The 15010-nt window shown below is 70.8% G+C and carries 13 protein-coding genes; 7 read left to right on the forward strand and 6 right to left on the reverse strand.

The features are described 5' to 3' along the window. The first annotated feature begins 211 nt into the window (after positions 1-211). On the forward strand, positions 212-949 hold the full coding sequence (locus tag C7C46_RS25600) for a DUF2785 domain-containing protein (protein ID WP_110672282.1): 738 nt from the start codon (positions 212-214) through the stop codon (positions 947-949). Between the two features lie 73 nt (positions 950-1022). Here the strand turns inward: C7C46_RS25600 and C7C46_RS25605 are convergent, their stop codons facing one another. Continuing rightward, complete coding sequence (locus C7C46_RS25605) at positions 1023-1523, reverse strand: VOC family protein (protein WP_110672283.1); 501 nt, start codon at positions 1521-1523, stop codon at positions 1023-1025. Between the two features lie 217 nt (positions 1524-1740). Here C7C46_RS25605 and C7C46_RS25610 point away from each other — a divergent pair, with 217 nt between their 5' ends. The 4 genes from C7C46_RS25610 to C7C46_RS25625 all read left to right on the forward strand — a co-directional run bounded on the left by C7C46_RS25610 (position 1741) and on the right by C7C46_RS25625 (position 6934). Next, positions 1741-3879: an ATP-binding SpoIIE family protein phosphatase gene (locus C7C46_RS25610; RefSeq protein ID WP_245984900.1), complete on the forward strand. Its 2139-nt coding sequence runs from the start codon at positions 1741-1743 to the stop codon at positions 3877-3879. Between the two features lie 325 nt (positions 3880-4204). Then, positions 4205-5089 carry an ester cyclase gene (locus tag C7C46_RS25615; protein ID WP_110672284.1) on the forward strand — a complete coding sequence of 295 codons (885 nt, stop codon included), beginning with the start codon at positions 4205-4207 and terminating at the stop codon, positions 5087-5089. An 81-nt stretch (positions 5090-5170) separates the two neighbouring features. Then, on the forward strand, positions 5171-6454 hold the full coding sequence (locus tag C7C46_RS25620) for an alpha/beta hydrolase family protein (protein ID WP_110672285.1): 1284 nt from the start codon (positions 5171-5173) through the stop codon (positions 6452-6454). Between the two features lie 57 nt (positions 6455-6511). Next, positions 6512-6934 (forward strand): ester cyclase, encoded by a 423-nt coding sequence (locus tag C7C46_RS25625; RefSeq protein WP_110672286.1) that lies wholly within the window; start codon positions 6512-6514, stop codon positions 6932-6934. A 476-nt stretch (positions 6935-7410) separates the two neighbouring features. Here C7C46_RS25625 and C7C46_RS25630 read toward each other — a convergent pair whose 3' ends face one another. The 4 genes from C7C46_RS25630 to argG all read right to left on the reverse strand — a co-directional run bounded on the left by C7C46_RS25630 (position 7411) and on the right by argG (position 13059). Then, positions 7411-8904: an aldehyde dehydrogenase family protein gene (locus C7C46_RS25630; RefSeq protein WP_110672287.1), complete on the reverse strand. Its 1494-nt coding sequence runs from the start codon at positions 8902-8904 to the stop codon at positions 7411-7413. A gap of 39 nt (positions 8905-8943) precedes the next feature. Next, entirely contained in the window at positions 8944-10152 is a 1209-nt protein-coding gene (locus C7C46_RS25635) for an MFS transporter (protein WP_181442516.1), read from the reverse strand. 635 nt (positions 10153-10787) lie between these two features. Next, entirely contained in the window at positions 10788-11432 is a 645-nt protein-coding gene (locus tag C7C46_RS25640; RefSeq protein WP_110672289.1) for a GTP cyclohydrolase II, read from the reverse strand. Between the two features lie 181 nt (positions 11433-11613). Continuing rightward, positions 11614-13059 (reverse strand): argininosuccinate synthase, encoded by a 1446-nt coding sequence (argG, locus tag C7C46_RS25645; RefSeq protein ID WP_110672290.1) that lies wholly within the window; start codon positions 13057-13059, stop codon positions 11614-11616. A gap of 128 nt (positions 13060-13187) precedes the next feature. On the opposite strand from argG, the gene C7C46_RS25650 reads away from it, so the two are divergent. Both C7C46_RS25650 and C7C46_RS25655 read left to right on the forward strand, forming a co-directional pair. Next, entirely contained in the window at positions 13188-13640 is a 453-nt protein-coding gene (locus C7C46_RS25650; RefSeq protein ID WP_110672293.1) for a MarR family winged helix-turn-helix transcriptional regulator, read from the forward strand. A gap of 223 nt (positions 13641-13863) precedes the next feature. After that, positions 13864-14727: a GH25 family lysozyme gene (locus tag C7C46_RS25655; RefSeq protein ID WP_110672291.1), complete on the forward strand. Its 864-nt coding sequence runs from the start codon at positions 13864-13866 to the stop codon at positions 14725-14727. A 74-nt stretch (positions 14728-14801) separates the two neighbouring features. On the opposite strand, the gene C7C46_RS25660 is transcribed toward C7C46_RS25655, so the two are convergent. Continuing rightward, a partial coding sequence (locus C7C46_RS25660; RefSeq protein ID WP_146259205.1) for an RICIN domain-containing protein occupies positions 14802-15010 on the reverse strand: 209 nt, incomplete at its 5' end.

Below are 15010 nucleotides of genomic sequence, written 5' to 3' on the forward strand. Positions count from 1 at the left end.
CTTAAGTCACTGGTATTGCCGCTAGGGCCTGTCTTCACACTGCCGTCTGCCCCGCGATCCCTGGCACGCACTCTCGCCGCACCGATCGATAGCCCAAGTACGACCCAGTACGAGGACTTCCGCCCGGCACGCCGAGAGCACGCACCAGACGCCGTGGGGCCGCCCTTCGGGGGACGACGCCAGTTCGAGACAGGCCCTAGGATGTTCGATCATGGATTTCCCGCTCGCCGAACTCTGTGCCGACCTGCGCTCGCCCGACCCCGCCGTGCGGGACGACCACGCGTACACCGCGCTGGCCGCCTTGGTGCCGCGGCTCAACCCCGAGCAGGCGGTGGAGCTGGGTGACGCGATGGCCGAGCGGTTCACCGATCCCGAGGTCCAGGCCCGCACCTTCGCCCCGCTGATCCTGGCCGCGCTGGTCAAGCACGGGCACTACCGCCCGAGCTGGCTGGCCGCGTTCGCCGCCTGGTACCCGGCGGAGCCGGACCTGCGCGGGTACGACGCCGAGCTCGGCTGGCTGCACGCGGTGGCGCACGGCGCGGACCTGCTGGGCGCGTTCGGCACGCACGGCGAGGCCGACCCGGAGCTGCTGCTGGCGCTGGGCGCGGCCCGGATGGTGGCGCCGACCGCGCAGGTCTGGGATGCGCTGGAGGACGACCGGCTGGCCCACGCGATGGCCCGGGTGCTGCTGCGCCCCGGGCTGACGGACGCTCAGTCGACGGGCTGGCTGGACCGGGTGGCCGAACTGTTCGCCGCGGGCCGGCCCGGTCCGGTGCCGGCCGAGGCCAGCAACACCATCCGCACGCTGTGGCTGCTGCACCTGTGCGCGGTGCGCGGGGTCCGGCCGAGCCGGTACGGGGACGAGCCGGTCGTACCGCTCACCCGGGCGGACGCGGTGGCCCGGCGGCTGGTGGAGCTGCTGGCGATCCCGTCGCCGTACCTGGGCTGACCGGGTCCCGGGTCCGGTCAGCCCAGCCCTGGTCGGCCGACCCGGCCGCCGGGCCCGGCGGGCTGCCCCGGTGTCAGGTGGCGGAGCCGGCCGCCGCGCCGGTGGCCAGGTCGGCGCCCCAGCGGTCGATGGCGGCCTGCAGGTCCAGGGCCCGCAGGCCCGGGCCGTCCTCGGCGCTCGGCCAGTCCGCGCGCGGCACCCGCCACATCACCTCGAACTCGTTGCCGTCCGGGTCCTTGGCGTAGAAGGACTTGGAGACCTGGTGGTCGGTGGCCCCGACCAGTGCGCCGCGCTCGGCGAGCACGCGGCCGATCTCGGCCAGCTCGCCGAGCGTGCCGACCTCCCAGGCCAGGTGGTACAGCCCGACCCGGCCCGGCTGCGGACCCGGCGCGTCGGCGCCGAGCGCGAACAGGCCCAGGTCGTGGTCGTTCTGGGTCTCCTGGGCGCTCAGGAACGCGGCGCGGCCCGGGATCTCGACGTCGACCTTGAAGCCGAGCACCTCGGTGTAGAAGGCGACGGAGGTCGCCACGTCGCGGATGTAGAGCACCGCGTGGTTGAGGCGGCGGACGGGCATGGCGGTCTCCTCACGGCCGGGGGCGGAGCTGGTTCAAATTTGAACTCCTATCTTGGAGCCTACCTCCGAGTTCGAATTTGAACAACTATTGGGGCGCCGGGGCCACCGGGCCCCCGTTCCCCGTCGCCCGTTCGCAGCAGCGGGCTGGCGCCGCGGCGCGGCTGGGCCAAGGGTCAGGAGCGGGGCAGCAGCTGCGGTGGGCCAGGAGGTGGCGCAGGTGGAGCGCACGCACGAGGACGGCGCGCCGGACCCGCGCCCGGACCCGGACCCGCGCCCGGACCCGGACCCGCGCCCGGACCCGGACCCGCGCCCGGACCCGCGCCCGGTGGACGGTCTGGGGGCCGCGGTGCTGGAGGCGCTGTTCACCCAGGCCCCCATCGGCCTCTTCGTGCTGGACGACGAGCTGGTGATCACCCGGTACAACACCGCCGCCGCCGGCCTGCGCGGCCTGCCGCCCGACCAGGTGCTCGGCCGCCGGATCTCCGAGGTCGCCACCGGCTTCCGGGTCACCGAGCTGCGCGAGCTGGCCCACGAGGTACTGCGCACCGGCCGTCCGCTCCGCAGCTACCCGCTGCGCGGCCGCCCGCCGACCGGCCCCGACCGCGAGATGGCGGTCGCCGTCTCGATCTTCCGGCTGGGCGATCCGGCCGACGGGGGCGGGGGCGGCCTGGTGGTCGCCGTCGAGAACGAGACCGAGCAGGAACGGGCCCGGGACCGGCTGGACCTGCTGTACGACGCGTACCGCCTGGTCGGCACCACGCTGGACCCGACCGCCACCGCCGAGCAGCTCGCCGAGGTGCTGGTCCCCGCGCTGGCCGACGCCGCCACCGTGCACGTCCTGGACGACCTGCTGCGCGGCGAACAGCGGCGCCGGGGGCCGGCTGCCCCGGACCTGCCGCTGCGCCGCCTGGCCTTCCGCGCCGCCCGCGGCGCCTGGTCGACCCAGCGCGAGAACGTGCTGGAGACCCTGCCGTTCGCCACCCCGTTCACCCGGGCCCTGGCGGACGGGCGTCCGCGACTGGTGGCCCGGCTCGACGCGCACGACCTGTGGGCGGGCGCCGACCCCGCGCGGGCCGGGGTGCTGGCCGCCGCCGGGGTGCGCTCGCTGCTCACCGTGCCGCTGGTGGCCCCCGAGCAGGCGGTGCTCGGCGTACTCACCCTCTACCGCTGCGAGGGCGACGGCCCGTACACCCCGGACGACCTGGAACTGGCCGCCCAGATCGCCTCGCGCGGCGCGCTGGGCATCGACAACGCCGCCACCTACCTGCGCGAGCGGGCCACCGCCACCACGCTGCAGCGCCACCTGCTGCCCAGCGGCACGCCCAAGCTGTCCACGGTGGAGAGCGCGCACCTGTACCTGCCCGCCACCGCCGGGGGCGACTGGTACGACGTGATCGAGTTGCCCGGGGCCAGGGTCGCGCTGGTGGTCGGCGACGTGCGGGGCGAGGGGGTGGAGGCGGCCGCCGACATGGGGCAGCTGCGCACCGCCGTGCGCACCCTGGCCGATCTGGAGCTCGCACCGGACGAACTGCTCAACCGGCTGGACGGCACGGCGCGCCGGCTGGCCCGGCGCAGCGGGCAGAACCCCGTCGCCAGCTGCGTGTACGCGGTGTACGACCCGGTCACCCGGCAGCTGACCGCCGCCGCGGCCGGCCACCCCGCGCCGCTGGTGGTGACCGGTCCGGGTGGCGAGCTGGAACGGCTGGCGGTGCCGATCGGGCCGCCGCTGGGCGCCGGCGGCGAGGAGCGGGAGGAGCTGCGGGAGTCGGTCACCGTGGAGCTGGTGGACGGCACCGTGCTCTGCTTCTACACCAAGGGCCTGCTGGCCGGGGACGAGGACGCGCCGGCCCGGCTGCGCCGGGTGCTCGCGCACACCGACCGCGCACTGCCCGAGCTGGCCGACGCGGTGGCGTACGCGCTGGCCGACGAGGACGCCGAGCAGGACGCGGTGCTGCTGCTGGCCCGCACCCGGGGCCTGCCGGCCGACCGCACCGCCAGCTGGACGCTGTCGGCGGACCCGACGGTGGTGGCCACCGCCCGCCGCCTGGTGACCAGTCAGCTGACGGCCTGGGGCCTGGCGGCGCACGCCTTCGAGATCGAACTGGTGGTCAGCGAGCTGGTCACCAACGCGATCCGGTACGGGGACGGCCCGATCGTGCTGCGGCTGATCCGGGACCGGTACCTGACCTGCGAGGTCTCCGACTCCAGCAGCACGGCCCCGCACCTGCGCCACGCCCGCAGCACCGACGAGGGCGGCCGCGGCCTCTACCTCGTGATGCGCCTGACCGACCGCTGGGGCACCCGCTACGGTCCGCGCGGCAAGACCATCTGGGCCGAGGCCGCCGTCACCGGCTGACCGGCCTCGCCGCGACGCCTGGACGGGGGAAATGCGCCATGCCGCCGGCCCGCGGGCAAGTACCCGCCGTCACCTGACGAAGTAACGGTTTCCGCAGGTCAAAAGGCAGCTGACTTGCCAGAGTGCGGCACGGCGCCGAGCAGCCCGTTGTGACCTTTCGGGCCGGTGGCTTTACTCGTCACCGGAGCGGAAGATCAATGGCCATTAGCGGAAGCCACGGACGCGGCCCGTCTCGATGATTACTGATTCCGCAGGTGCGCATCGACGCTGAGCTCGCCGAGTACCTGACGGCGACCGCAGATCCAGCCGAGGAAAGGACAATCCCGTGTCTGTCGAGGCGAACAAGTCCCTCGCACTCCGTTACTTCAACGAGGTGTTCAACCAGGGTGACTTCAAGACCCTGGAGGAGATCACCTCGCCCGATTTCGTCTTCACCCTGCCCACCCACGAGGAGCCGTTCCGCGGCGTCGAGGGCTACAAGGGCCTGGTGGAAATGCTCCGGGGTTGTTTCCCCGACATCCACTTCGCGGTCGAGGACATGGTGGCCGAGGACGACCGGGTGATGACGCGCTGGACCGCCCGCGGACACCACACCGGCATTCCCTTCCCCACCGTCATCGGTGACGTGCCGGCGGCCGGCAACCAGTTCCACATCGAGGGCATGACCTGGCACCAGATCCGCGACGGGAAGATCACCGAGGTCACCGCCAACGAGGACGGCCTCGGACTGATCACCCAGCTGGGCCGGGTCCTGTTCCCGGGCGCGCCCTCGGCTACTCCGGTGCCGAGCACCCCGGAGGCCAACAAGGCCGTCGTGGGCCGCTACTTCACCGAGATCATGAGCCAGGGCAACCTGGACGTGATCGACGAGCTGATGGCCCCGAACTTCGCCTTCCACATCCCCACGCTGCCCGACCCGATGCGTGGCCCGGAGGGCATGAAGCAGTTCGTCACCGGTCTGCGCAACGCGTTCCCGGACGCCGGCTTCGCCCCGGACTACCTGATCGCCGACGAGCACCAGGTCGCGGTCCGCTACCAGATGACCGGCACGCAGTCCGGGGAATTCCTCGGTGCGCCGGCCAGCGGCAACTTCGTCAAGGACGCCGGAACCGACCTCTTCCACCTCTCCGGCGGAAAGATCGTGTCCATCCACGTCGCGGAGGACGGCCTCGGCCTGCTCCAGCAGCTGGGCGTCATCGGCACGAACTAGTGCGGCTGGCCGGACCGGCCGACTGACCGGCTTCTCGGAGCCACTCGAAGTTCGATCCGAAGAGAAGAAGGAGAACAGACCATGCCGACACTGCCGGCCGGGGTAGAAAGGCGCGTCGAGCGCTTTCGCGAGCAGCGTTGGGTGCTGGACAACGTGATCCAGGCCGTGGGCGTGACCTGGGACCAGGGCGACATGGACTTCGCCCTGTTCCCGTGCGGCATCGGCGCCCTCGGTGACTTCCTCCGCGTGGAGCGGAACGTCAAGAAGTACAACGACATCGCGCGCGAGTACGCGGCGGCCGCGCAGCACCGCCAGCGGAACGCCGAGACGCTCGACGAGCAGGGCTACACGGTCGCGGCGCGGGAGAGCTACTACATCGCCTCGGTCCTGTACGGCCAGGCGCAGTGGCCGATCGCCGACCACACCCGGCAGAACCACGAGCTGGAGAAGCGGAAGAACTTCTGCTACGGCAAGTACGCGGAGTACGCCGACCACATCGTGCGCCAGGCCGAGATCCCGTACCAGGGCAAGGCCCTGCCGGGCTGGCTGCACCTTCCGCCGAACTACCGGCCCGGTGACAAGGTGCCCGTCGTCATCACCGTCGGCGGCATGGACAGCACCAAGGAGATCTGCGTCGCGCTGAACGGCGACCAGTTCCTCAGCCGCGGCATCGCCGTCTTCCTGTTCGACGGTCCGGGCCAGTACTCCTCCGCACTGCGCGAGATCTTCATCACCGAGGACGGCTTCTACGAGGCCGGCCGGGCGATCTACGACTGGCTGGGCCAGCAGGAGGAGATCGACACCGAGCAGGTCGCGGTGCGCGGCGTGAGCATGGGCGCGCTGTGGGCCAGCCAGATCTCCACGGTCATCCCGACCACCAAGGCCTGTGCGATCGCCTACCCCAGCTACGAGCAGGGCGAGGACACCGCCTTCCAGATGAACTCGCCGACCTTCAAGCTCCGCTTCATGTTCATGGCGGGCTACGAGGACGAGGCCGAGTTCGACAAGTTCATCCCGGGCATCAACGCCCAGGGCCTGGGTGCCAAGGTGACCTGCCCCTACCTGGTCTGCAGCGGCGAGGACGACGACTGGTCCTCGATCGAGTCCACCTTCCAGGTGCTCAACGACGTCACCACCCCCAAGGAACTGCTGCTGTACCAGGGCGAGGGCCACACCCTGCACAGCCGGTCCTCCAGCTACCTGGGGCCGAACGAGTTCCAGTACATGGCCGACTGGATCGCCGACCGCTTCAAGGGCAAGCCGATGGAGTCGCAGCTGTCGGTGGTCGACGCGACCGGCCGGATCCGCCGCGAGCCGTGGGGCGAGAACCGCAGCTACGACTACGGGTTGCCCGACCTGCTCTGAGGGTCCAGCAGCTCAGCAGTCCCGCACCGTTCACCTAGTCTCGAGTGAGGAACGACGATGTCTGTCGAGGAGAACAAGAGGATCGCCATCGCCGTGTTCCCGGCGGCCTGGAACCAGGGGGACTTCGGTCCGGCGGAGAAGTACATCCACCCGGACGTGATCGACCACTTCGACAACTCCCAGGGTATCGAGGCCTTCAAGGGCGTGATCAACGGGTTCCGGGCGGCGTTCCCGGGCCTGCAGCTCACCGTCCTGCACGAGATCGCCGAGGACGACCTGGTGGTCCACCACTGGTCGATGACGGGCACCCACAACGGGCCGTTCCAGGGCCTGCCGCCGACCGGCAAGACGCTGACCTGGACCGGCATCACCATCGTCCGGATCGCCGACGGCCAGATCGTCGAGCGCTGGGCCAACGTCGACGTGCTCGGCATCCTGCAGCAGCTGGGCGTCGTCCCGCCGCCGCCCGGCGCCGAGTAGGTCCGCCGCTCTCCGTGCCTGGGGTTCAGCCCGGGTGAGGCCCTGTGCCTCACCCGGGCTGAACGCTGTCAGCTGCTGTTCCTGACACCGGACCCGGACCCTGAACCCGAACCACCCCGTGGCCGCCCGGGCCCCGGGGTTCGCGCGTCGGGCGGAGGGTGGCCACGCGGTGGGCCCGGCGCAACGGTCGCGGACCGCACCCGCCCGCCGGGGCCCGCAGCACTGCTCGCCCCTGCCGGCACCGCCCGCACGGCCTGCGCTGCCCGTACCGCGCCTGCACGGCCTGCGCTGCCCGTACCGCCTGTGCTGCCTGCACCGTCCGCGTTCCCGGCAGCGCCTGCGGAGCCGGGAACGCCCGCGCAACCGGCAGCGCCTGCACGGCCGGGAACGCCGGAGAGGGCGCGATGGCCATCGCGCCCTCTCCGACTGCTTCGACGTGCTCTACCGCTCGGTCAGCAGGCCTCGGCCCTCAGGTGTCAGCCCTCGGGCTGCGACTGGAGCCCGACCCAGACCGACTTCGACTCGGTGTACGCGTGCAGCGTCCCGATGCCGAGCTCGCGGCTGTAGCCGGAGGCCTTGCGGCCACCGAAGGAGATCGACTGGTCCCACTGGTTGTAGGTGTTGATCCAGCAGCCGCCGGCCCGCATCGCCGCGGCGACCCGGTGGGCGCGCTTGATGTCGGCGGTCTGCACGCCGGAGGCCAGGCCGAACTCGGAGTCGTTGGCGATGGCCACCGCCTCCTCCTCGGTGTCGAACGGAATGACGCCCAGCACCGGGCCGAAGATCTCCTCCTGCGCGATCCGCATGTCGTTGCGCACGTTGCTGAAGATCGTCGGAGCGTAGAACCAGCCGGACTCGAACCCCTGCGGGTGGGCGGGGTGACCCCCCGTCACCAGTTCGGCGCCTTCGAGCCGGCCGAGCCGGACGTAGTCGCTGACCCGGTCGAACTGCGCCTGGTGGGCCAGCGGACCGATCAGAGTGGCGGGATCCATCGGGTCGCCGGGCTGGAAGGACTCGGCCGTCTTGACCAGGCCCTCGATGACCTGGTCGTAGACGGGCCGCTGCACCAGGAGCCGCGAGCCGGCCACGCAGAGCTGGCCGGAGGTGTAGAAGACGCCGAAGAACGCGTCCGCGATCGCCTGGTCGAGGTAGGCGTCGGCGAAGACGATGTTCGCCGACTTGCCGCCGAGCTCGACCGAGACCTTCTTGAAGGTGTCCGCGGAGGCCTTGATGATCTGCTGGCCCACGCCGGTGGACCCGGTGAACGCGATCTTGTCGACGGCCGGGTGGGCCACCAGGGCGATCCCGGGACCGGCACCGGTGCCGGGCACCACGTTCAGCACACCCTCCGGCAGACCGGCCTCCACGAACAGTCTGGCGATCTTCAGGGCAGACAGCGGAGTGGTGTCGGAGGGCTTGTGCACCACGGTGTTGCCGGCGGCCAGCGCCGGCGCCAGCTTCGAAGTGGCCAGCACCAGGGGGGCGTTGAACGGGGTGATGGCGCCGATGACGCCGATCGGCTCGCGCAGCGTGTAGACGAACCCGTTGCCGACGGGGGAGTGGGTGCTGCCCGACAGGTCGCCGGCCAGCCCCGCATAGTACCGGTAGATCGCGGCCGCAGCAGCGACCTCGGCCCGGGTCGACGAGATGGGCTTGCCCATCTCGAGCGTGTCGAGGGTGGCGATCTCCTCGCTGTCACGCTCGATCAGGTCCGCGACCGCGAACAGGACTCGGGCCCGCTCGTGTCCGGACAGCCGCGGCCAGGAGCCTCGGTCGAAGGCCTGGCGGGCGGCCTGGACAGCGGCCTCGATGTCGGCGGCCGTGCCGTTGGCCACCTCCGCGATCACGCTGCGGTCGGCCGGGTTGACGGTCTGGTAGACCCCGCCTGCGGCGGCGGCGGTCCAGCTGCCGCCGATGAACAGCCCGCTTCGGGCGAGCGTTTCAACGGTCGAGGTGAGAACGTCGGTCATGGTAGGAATCACTCCTTCTGGGGCGCGCCGGGGAATGCCTCACACGGAGCTGGAACTCGAGCTCCGGGTCTGTGAGGCTGCGGGAGCCTCCGTCGGGACCGGGGCGGGAATCGGACGGTCCCGGGCCGACGAGACGAGGTGCACCGCAAGCGCGATCAGCACGCAGACTCCTGCGGCGATCGCCACGCTGGCCGGGCCGTGCGGCACGAGCACGCCGCCCACGACACCCGCGAGGGCCTGGCCGGCGTACAGGGACGACGCCCCCAGGGACAGGACCACGGGGGCGCGCGCGCCCGCGACGGTCACCAGGCGCTTCTGCTGCGCGGGGTAGAACAACCAGCTGGTCAGACCCCACAGGGCCACCAGCAGGCACAGCACGTACACCGCCGCGGAGGAGCCCTTGGCGGTCCACACGGTCACGGTGAACGCCACGTGCACCAGGACCAGGCCGATGAAGGCGAGGGTGGCGACGCGGGCAGGGCGGATGTGGTCGATCAGCCAGCCGGCCGAGAAATTGCAGACCACCGCCGTCAGACCGAAGATCAGGTAGACCCACGAGACAGCGGTACCGTGCAGTCCGCCGACGTCCCCGACGAACCAGGCCAGGTAGGTGTACAGGATGAAGACACCGCAGATGGCGATGCCGACGGAGGCCAGGGTGGCGGGCACGCCCTTGATGGCGGCGGCGCTGATGCGGTCGCGCAGCGACACGACGCCGAGCGAGGGGATGTCACCCAGCGCGTGGGTCAGGCCGAAGAGGGCGATCAGGCCCAGGACGGAGACGACCGCGAAGGTGACCCGCCAGCTGACGGCCTGTCCGATGAAGGTGCCGAGCGGCACGCCGACCGCGTTGGCGATCGTCAGCCCGCCGAGCACCATGGTGAGCGCCCGTCCGCGCTCCTCCGGCTTGGCGATGCTGGCCGCGGCCGCGGCGGCGGACGGCGTGTAGAGCCCGGCACCGATGGCGGCCAGCACGCGGGCGGCCACCATGATCCCGTAGTTGGGCGCGAACACGGCGGCCACGTTGGCGATGACGAAGATCGTCAGTGCCAGCTGCATGACCCGCTTGCGACCCATGTTGCCGGTGAGGACGGCGGACACCGGCGCGCTGATCGCGTACACCGCGGAGAAGGCGGTGATGAGCAGGCCGGCCATGCCGAGGGAAACACCCAGGCTGTTGCCGACCTGGGAGAGCACCCCGCTGATGACGAACGCGTCAGTTCCCAGGGCGAAGGTGCCGAGTGCCATCAGCATCACGGGCCTGCGGGCAGGACCGCTTGGCAGGACGGCCGCGATGGACCCCAGAGCCATGATCAGTCTCCGTTTCGCTGGATGAAGTCGCAGGTCGCGACCTCGAGACGAGGAAAACCAATCGCCGGGCCATCGAAGCGGAGCCGATGTCGAAGCAGTGAGGGCCGGCATACGGAGGCGATGCCGCACTCATGCCAGTGATCATCGAAACGGACCGCCCCATATCCGTCTGGATGTCAGGAGCGGTCACCGGCCCCATCCGTTCTTCCCCGTCCCAGTACTGCGGGAGAAAAGGACGAAGGGAATCCGATTGGGCATCGATAGCTTGTGTTTCCAGCCATTGGTCTTCGGTTCGACGGCAAGTCAATCAGTCGGCCCGATACGTCACAACGGCCAGCCGGACACGGCGGCACACTCCGTCAAGTCGGCAACCGTCCGACCTGCGGAAACCAGGACTACGTCAAGTCCGGCCCCAGGGAATTCGGGAGCGGGGGGAATTATCCCAACCCGCCAGTACTACGGGAGCGTACTATGAAACTACCGTCACCTCACGAGATGCCCGCGCGATTTCACAATATCGCACTGCTGTTCCCTGGCGACATGCTTGTTCTTGTGGGTGATGTGATGACGGATCAGGCGATCCGGCCGGCGAGCAGGTCGTGTGCGAGCAGGTTGGCGGTGCCGCGGACCTTGGTGCGCAGATAGGTCAGGTTGTGCGGGGTGGAGTGGACGCCGGTGGGGATCCGGGTCTGCACGTCGATCCCGAACTCCTGCAACTGACCGGCCTTGTCGGGGTTGTTGGAGAGCAGGTCGACGCCGGTCGCGCCGAGGGCGGTGAGCATCTGAGCGGCGGCGGTGTAGTCGCGCCCGTCCTCCGGCAGGCCCAGGGCCGCGTTGGCCTGGTAGGTGTCGTGACCCTGGTCCTGCAAGGCGTAGGCGTCGAGCTTGTTGTAGAGGCCGATGCCGCGGCCCTCCTGGCGCAGGTAGAGCAGGTAGCCGCCGCGGTCGGCGATCTGCTCGACCGCCTCGCGCAGTTGCGGGCCGCAGTCGCAGCGGGCCGAGCCGAAGACGTCGCCGGTCAGGCACTCGGAGTGCAGCCTGACCAGCGGGACGGCGGGGCCGCTCGGGTCGCCGAGCACGATGGCCAGGTGCTCCAGGCCGTCGGCCAGTCCGTGGAAGGTGACCAGCTCGGAGTCGACCGCGTAGCCGTCGCCGAAGCGCAGCGGGACCCGGACCCGGGTACGGACCGTCGCGTCGGGGATCACGGTCGTGGTCATCGGCTGCTCCAGTCGCTCGATCTGGCCGTAGTTCCAATTTGAACCATGACCTGACGTGAGCGTACACAGCGATTCGAATTTGAACAACATGCGCGCGGGCGTACGCCAGGACGGTCGGGCCTGGGCCGGCCCGGTGCGCCGTGGCGCGCCGGACCGGCCCAGGGGGTATGCGGGGGCGGGGTCAGTCCGTGCCGGACTCCATCGCGGCGCGGTCCAGCGGCGTCTCGTCGGTGGAGGCGTCGCCGCCGGCCGCGATGGCCTGGGCGCCGCCCTGCGGCAGGTTGCCGATCAGGCCGGTGGCGGCCGCCTGGGCGGCGCCGACGGCCGGCGAACCGCTGCCGAGCAGGCCGAGGTCGGCGTACTGCTCCAGCTTGGCGCGCGAGTCGGCGATGTCCAGGTTGCGCATGGTCAGCTGGCCGATCCGGTCCACCGGGCCGAAGGCGGCGTCCTCGGTGCGCTCCATCGAGAGCTTGTCCGGGTGGTAGCTGAACGCCGGGCCGGTGGTGTCGAGGATCGAGTAGTCCTCGCCCCGGCGCAGCCGCAGCGTCACCTCACCGGTCACCGCGGTGCCGACCCAGCGCTGCAGCGACTCGCGGACCATCAGGGCCTGCGGGTCCAGCCAGCGGCCCTCGTACATCAGGCGGCCCAGCCGGCGGCCCTCGTTGTGGTACTGGGCGACGGTGTCCTCGTTGTGGATCGCGTTGACCAGGCGCTCGTAGGCGGCGTGCAGCAGCGCCATGCCGGGCGCCTCGTAGATGCCGCGGCTCTTGGCCTCGATGATCCGGTTCTCGATCTGGTCGGACATGCCCAGGCCGTGCCGGCCGCCGATCGCGTTGGCCTCCATCACCAGGTCGACGGCGGTGGCGAAGGCCTTGCCGTTGATCGTCACCGGGCGGCCCTGCTCGAAGCCGATCGTCACGTCCTCGGCGGTGATCTCGACCGACGGGTCCCAGAACCGCACGCCCATGATCGGCTCGACGGTCTCGACGCCGGTGTCCAGGTGCTCCAGGGTCTTCGCCTCGTGGGTGGCGCCCCAGATGTTGGCGTCGGTGGAGTAGGCCTTCTCGGTGCTGTCCCGGTAGGGCAGGCCGTGCGCGAGGAGCCACTCGGACATCTCCTTGCGGCCGCCCAGCTCGGTCACGAAGTCGGCGTCCAGCCAGGGCTTGTAGATCCGCAGGTGCGGGTTGGCCAGCAGGCCGTAGCGGTAGAACCGCTCGATGTCGTTGCCCTTGAAGGTGGAGCCGTCGCCCCAGATCTGGACGTCGTCCTCGAGCATCGCGCGCACCAGCAGGGTGCCGGTGACGGCGCGGCCCAGCGGGGTGGTGTTGAAGTAGGCGCGCCCGCCGGAGCGGATGTGGAACGCGCCGCAGGTGAGCGCGGCCAGGCCCTCCTCGACCAGTGCCGCGCGGCAGTCCACCAGGCGCGCGACCTCGGCCCCGTAGGCCTTCGCGCGGCCGGGCACGGAGTCGATCTCCGGCTCGTCGTACTGGCCGATGTTGGCGGTGTAGGTGCACGGGATGGCACCCTTGTCGCGCATCCAGGCGACCGCGACCGAGGTGTCGAGACCACCGGAGAAGGCGATGCCGACGCGCTCGCCGGCCGGGAGGGAGGTGAGGACCTTGGACATGGGAAGAGTATGCATCGCTTTGCATTTTCATGCAACGCCGTCCCGCAAGGCCGCCTCCTGGGCAGTACTTAACAGCAGTACCCGACAGCAGTACTTCACATTTGAACTACGGCGATAAGCTGGTGCACATGGCAGAGACCCGGTGGCTGGACGAGCAGGAGAAGGCGGCCTGGCGAGCGTTCCTCGCCGCCAGCAATCTGGTGGCGCGCCGGCTGGAGCAGCAGCTGAAGGACGACGCCGGGCTCTCGCACACCCAGTACGAGGTGCTGGTGCACCTGTCGGCGGCGCCGGACCGCTCGATGCGGATGACCGAGCTGGCGGACCGGCTGGTCACCTCCAAGAGCGGGCTGACCTACCAGGTGGCCCAGCTGGAGAAGGCCGGGCTGGTCGGGCGGCGGTCCTGCTCCAGTGACGTGCGCGGGGTGTTCGCCTACCTGACCGAGGAGGGGATGGCCGCCCTGCGCGCGGCGGCGCCCGGGCACGTGGCCGAAGTGCGCGAGACGCTGATCGACGTGCTGGACCGCGAGCAGCTCGCGGTGGTGGCCGAGGCGCTCGGTGAGGTGGCCCGGCGGCTGCGCTGACGGGCGGACGGGGCGCCCGGTCGAGGGTGAACGCCTGGTGGCGCGGGCAGGTCTACGCGGGTCCTGGTGGACGTTTTTCTGCTGAGTGGGCCTCAGTTCCCTAGCGGGAGACGGGGATTGGCCGCTACGCTCCACAGGCGCGGTCATGCCAACCACTGGTACGCGTGCTCGGCACTCGCGTTTCTCGCACGTGGTTCTCACTCTCCCGCCTCCTGGAGCAACCATGTCTTCTCCTGCCAGCACAGCCTCCCCTGCCAGCACATCCCGCTCGCCCCGCCCCGCGGCCCTGGTCGCCACCGCCGTCTCGGCGCTGCTGCTCGCCGCCGGCACGGCACTGCCGGCCCAGGCGGCCGCGGCCGGCCAGGACTTCCGTCCCAGCCACCCGGAGCGCGACTTCGCCGGCTCCACGGTGGTCGCGCACGAGGGCAGCGGCCCGGCCGGCGGCCTGCAGCCGCTGGTCACCCAGACCCGGGGCCTGGACGTGTCCAGCTACCAGGGCAACGTCAACTGGTCCTCGGTCGCGGCCAACGGCGGCAGGTTCGCCTACGTCAAGGCCACCGAGGGCACCGGCTACACCAACCCGTACTTCGCCCAGCAGTACAACGGCTCCTACAACGCGGGCCTGATCCGCGGCGCCTACCACTTCGCGCTGCCGAACGCCTCCAGCGGCGCCACCCAGGCCAGCTACTTCGTCGGCCACGGCGGCGGCTGGTCGGCCGACGGCAAGACCCTGCCGCCCGCGCTGGACATCGAGTACAACCCCTACGGCGCGACCTGCTACGGCCTGAGCCAGAGCGCGATGGTCAGCTGGATCGCGAGCTTCAGCAACACCGTGCACAACCTGACGGGCCGCTACCCGACGATCTACACCACCACCGACTGGTGGACCACCTGCACCGGCAACAACGGCGGCTTCGGCGGCACCAACCCGCTGTGGATCGCCCGGTACAACACCTCGCCCGGCACGCTGCCCAACGGCTGGTCCTACCAGACCTTCTGGCAGAACGCCAGTTCCGGCACATTCCCCGGCGACCAGGACTACTTCAACGGCGCGGTGGACCGGCTGCAGGCGCTGGCCCTCGGCTGAGCCGACCGGCACCGGAGCCCGGTTCCCCGCCGTACGGGGGACCGGGCTCCGGTGCGTTCCGGTCTGACGATACGTCAGCCGGGCAGGTTCCAGACCTGGTTGGCGCCACCGCCGCAGTCCCAGATCTGCAGCCGGGTGCCGTTGGCGGAACTCGGGCCGGTCGCGTCCAGGCATCGCCCGGACTGCGGGTTCACCAACTGGTGCGTGGCGGTGGCGGTCCACTGCTGGGCGCCGGTGCCGTTGCAGTCGTACAGCTGGGCCTGGGTGCCGTTGGCGGTGCCGC

The organism is Streptomyces tateyamensis (assembly GCF_003205575.1).
Lineage (GTDB): Bacteria > Actinomycetota > Actinomycetes > Streptomycetales > Streptomycetaceae > Kitasatospora > Kitasatospora tateyamensis.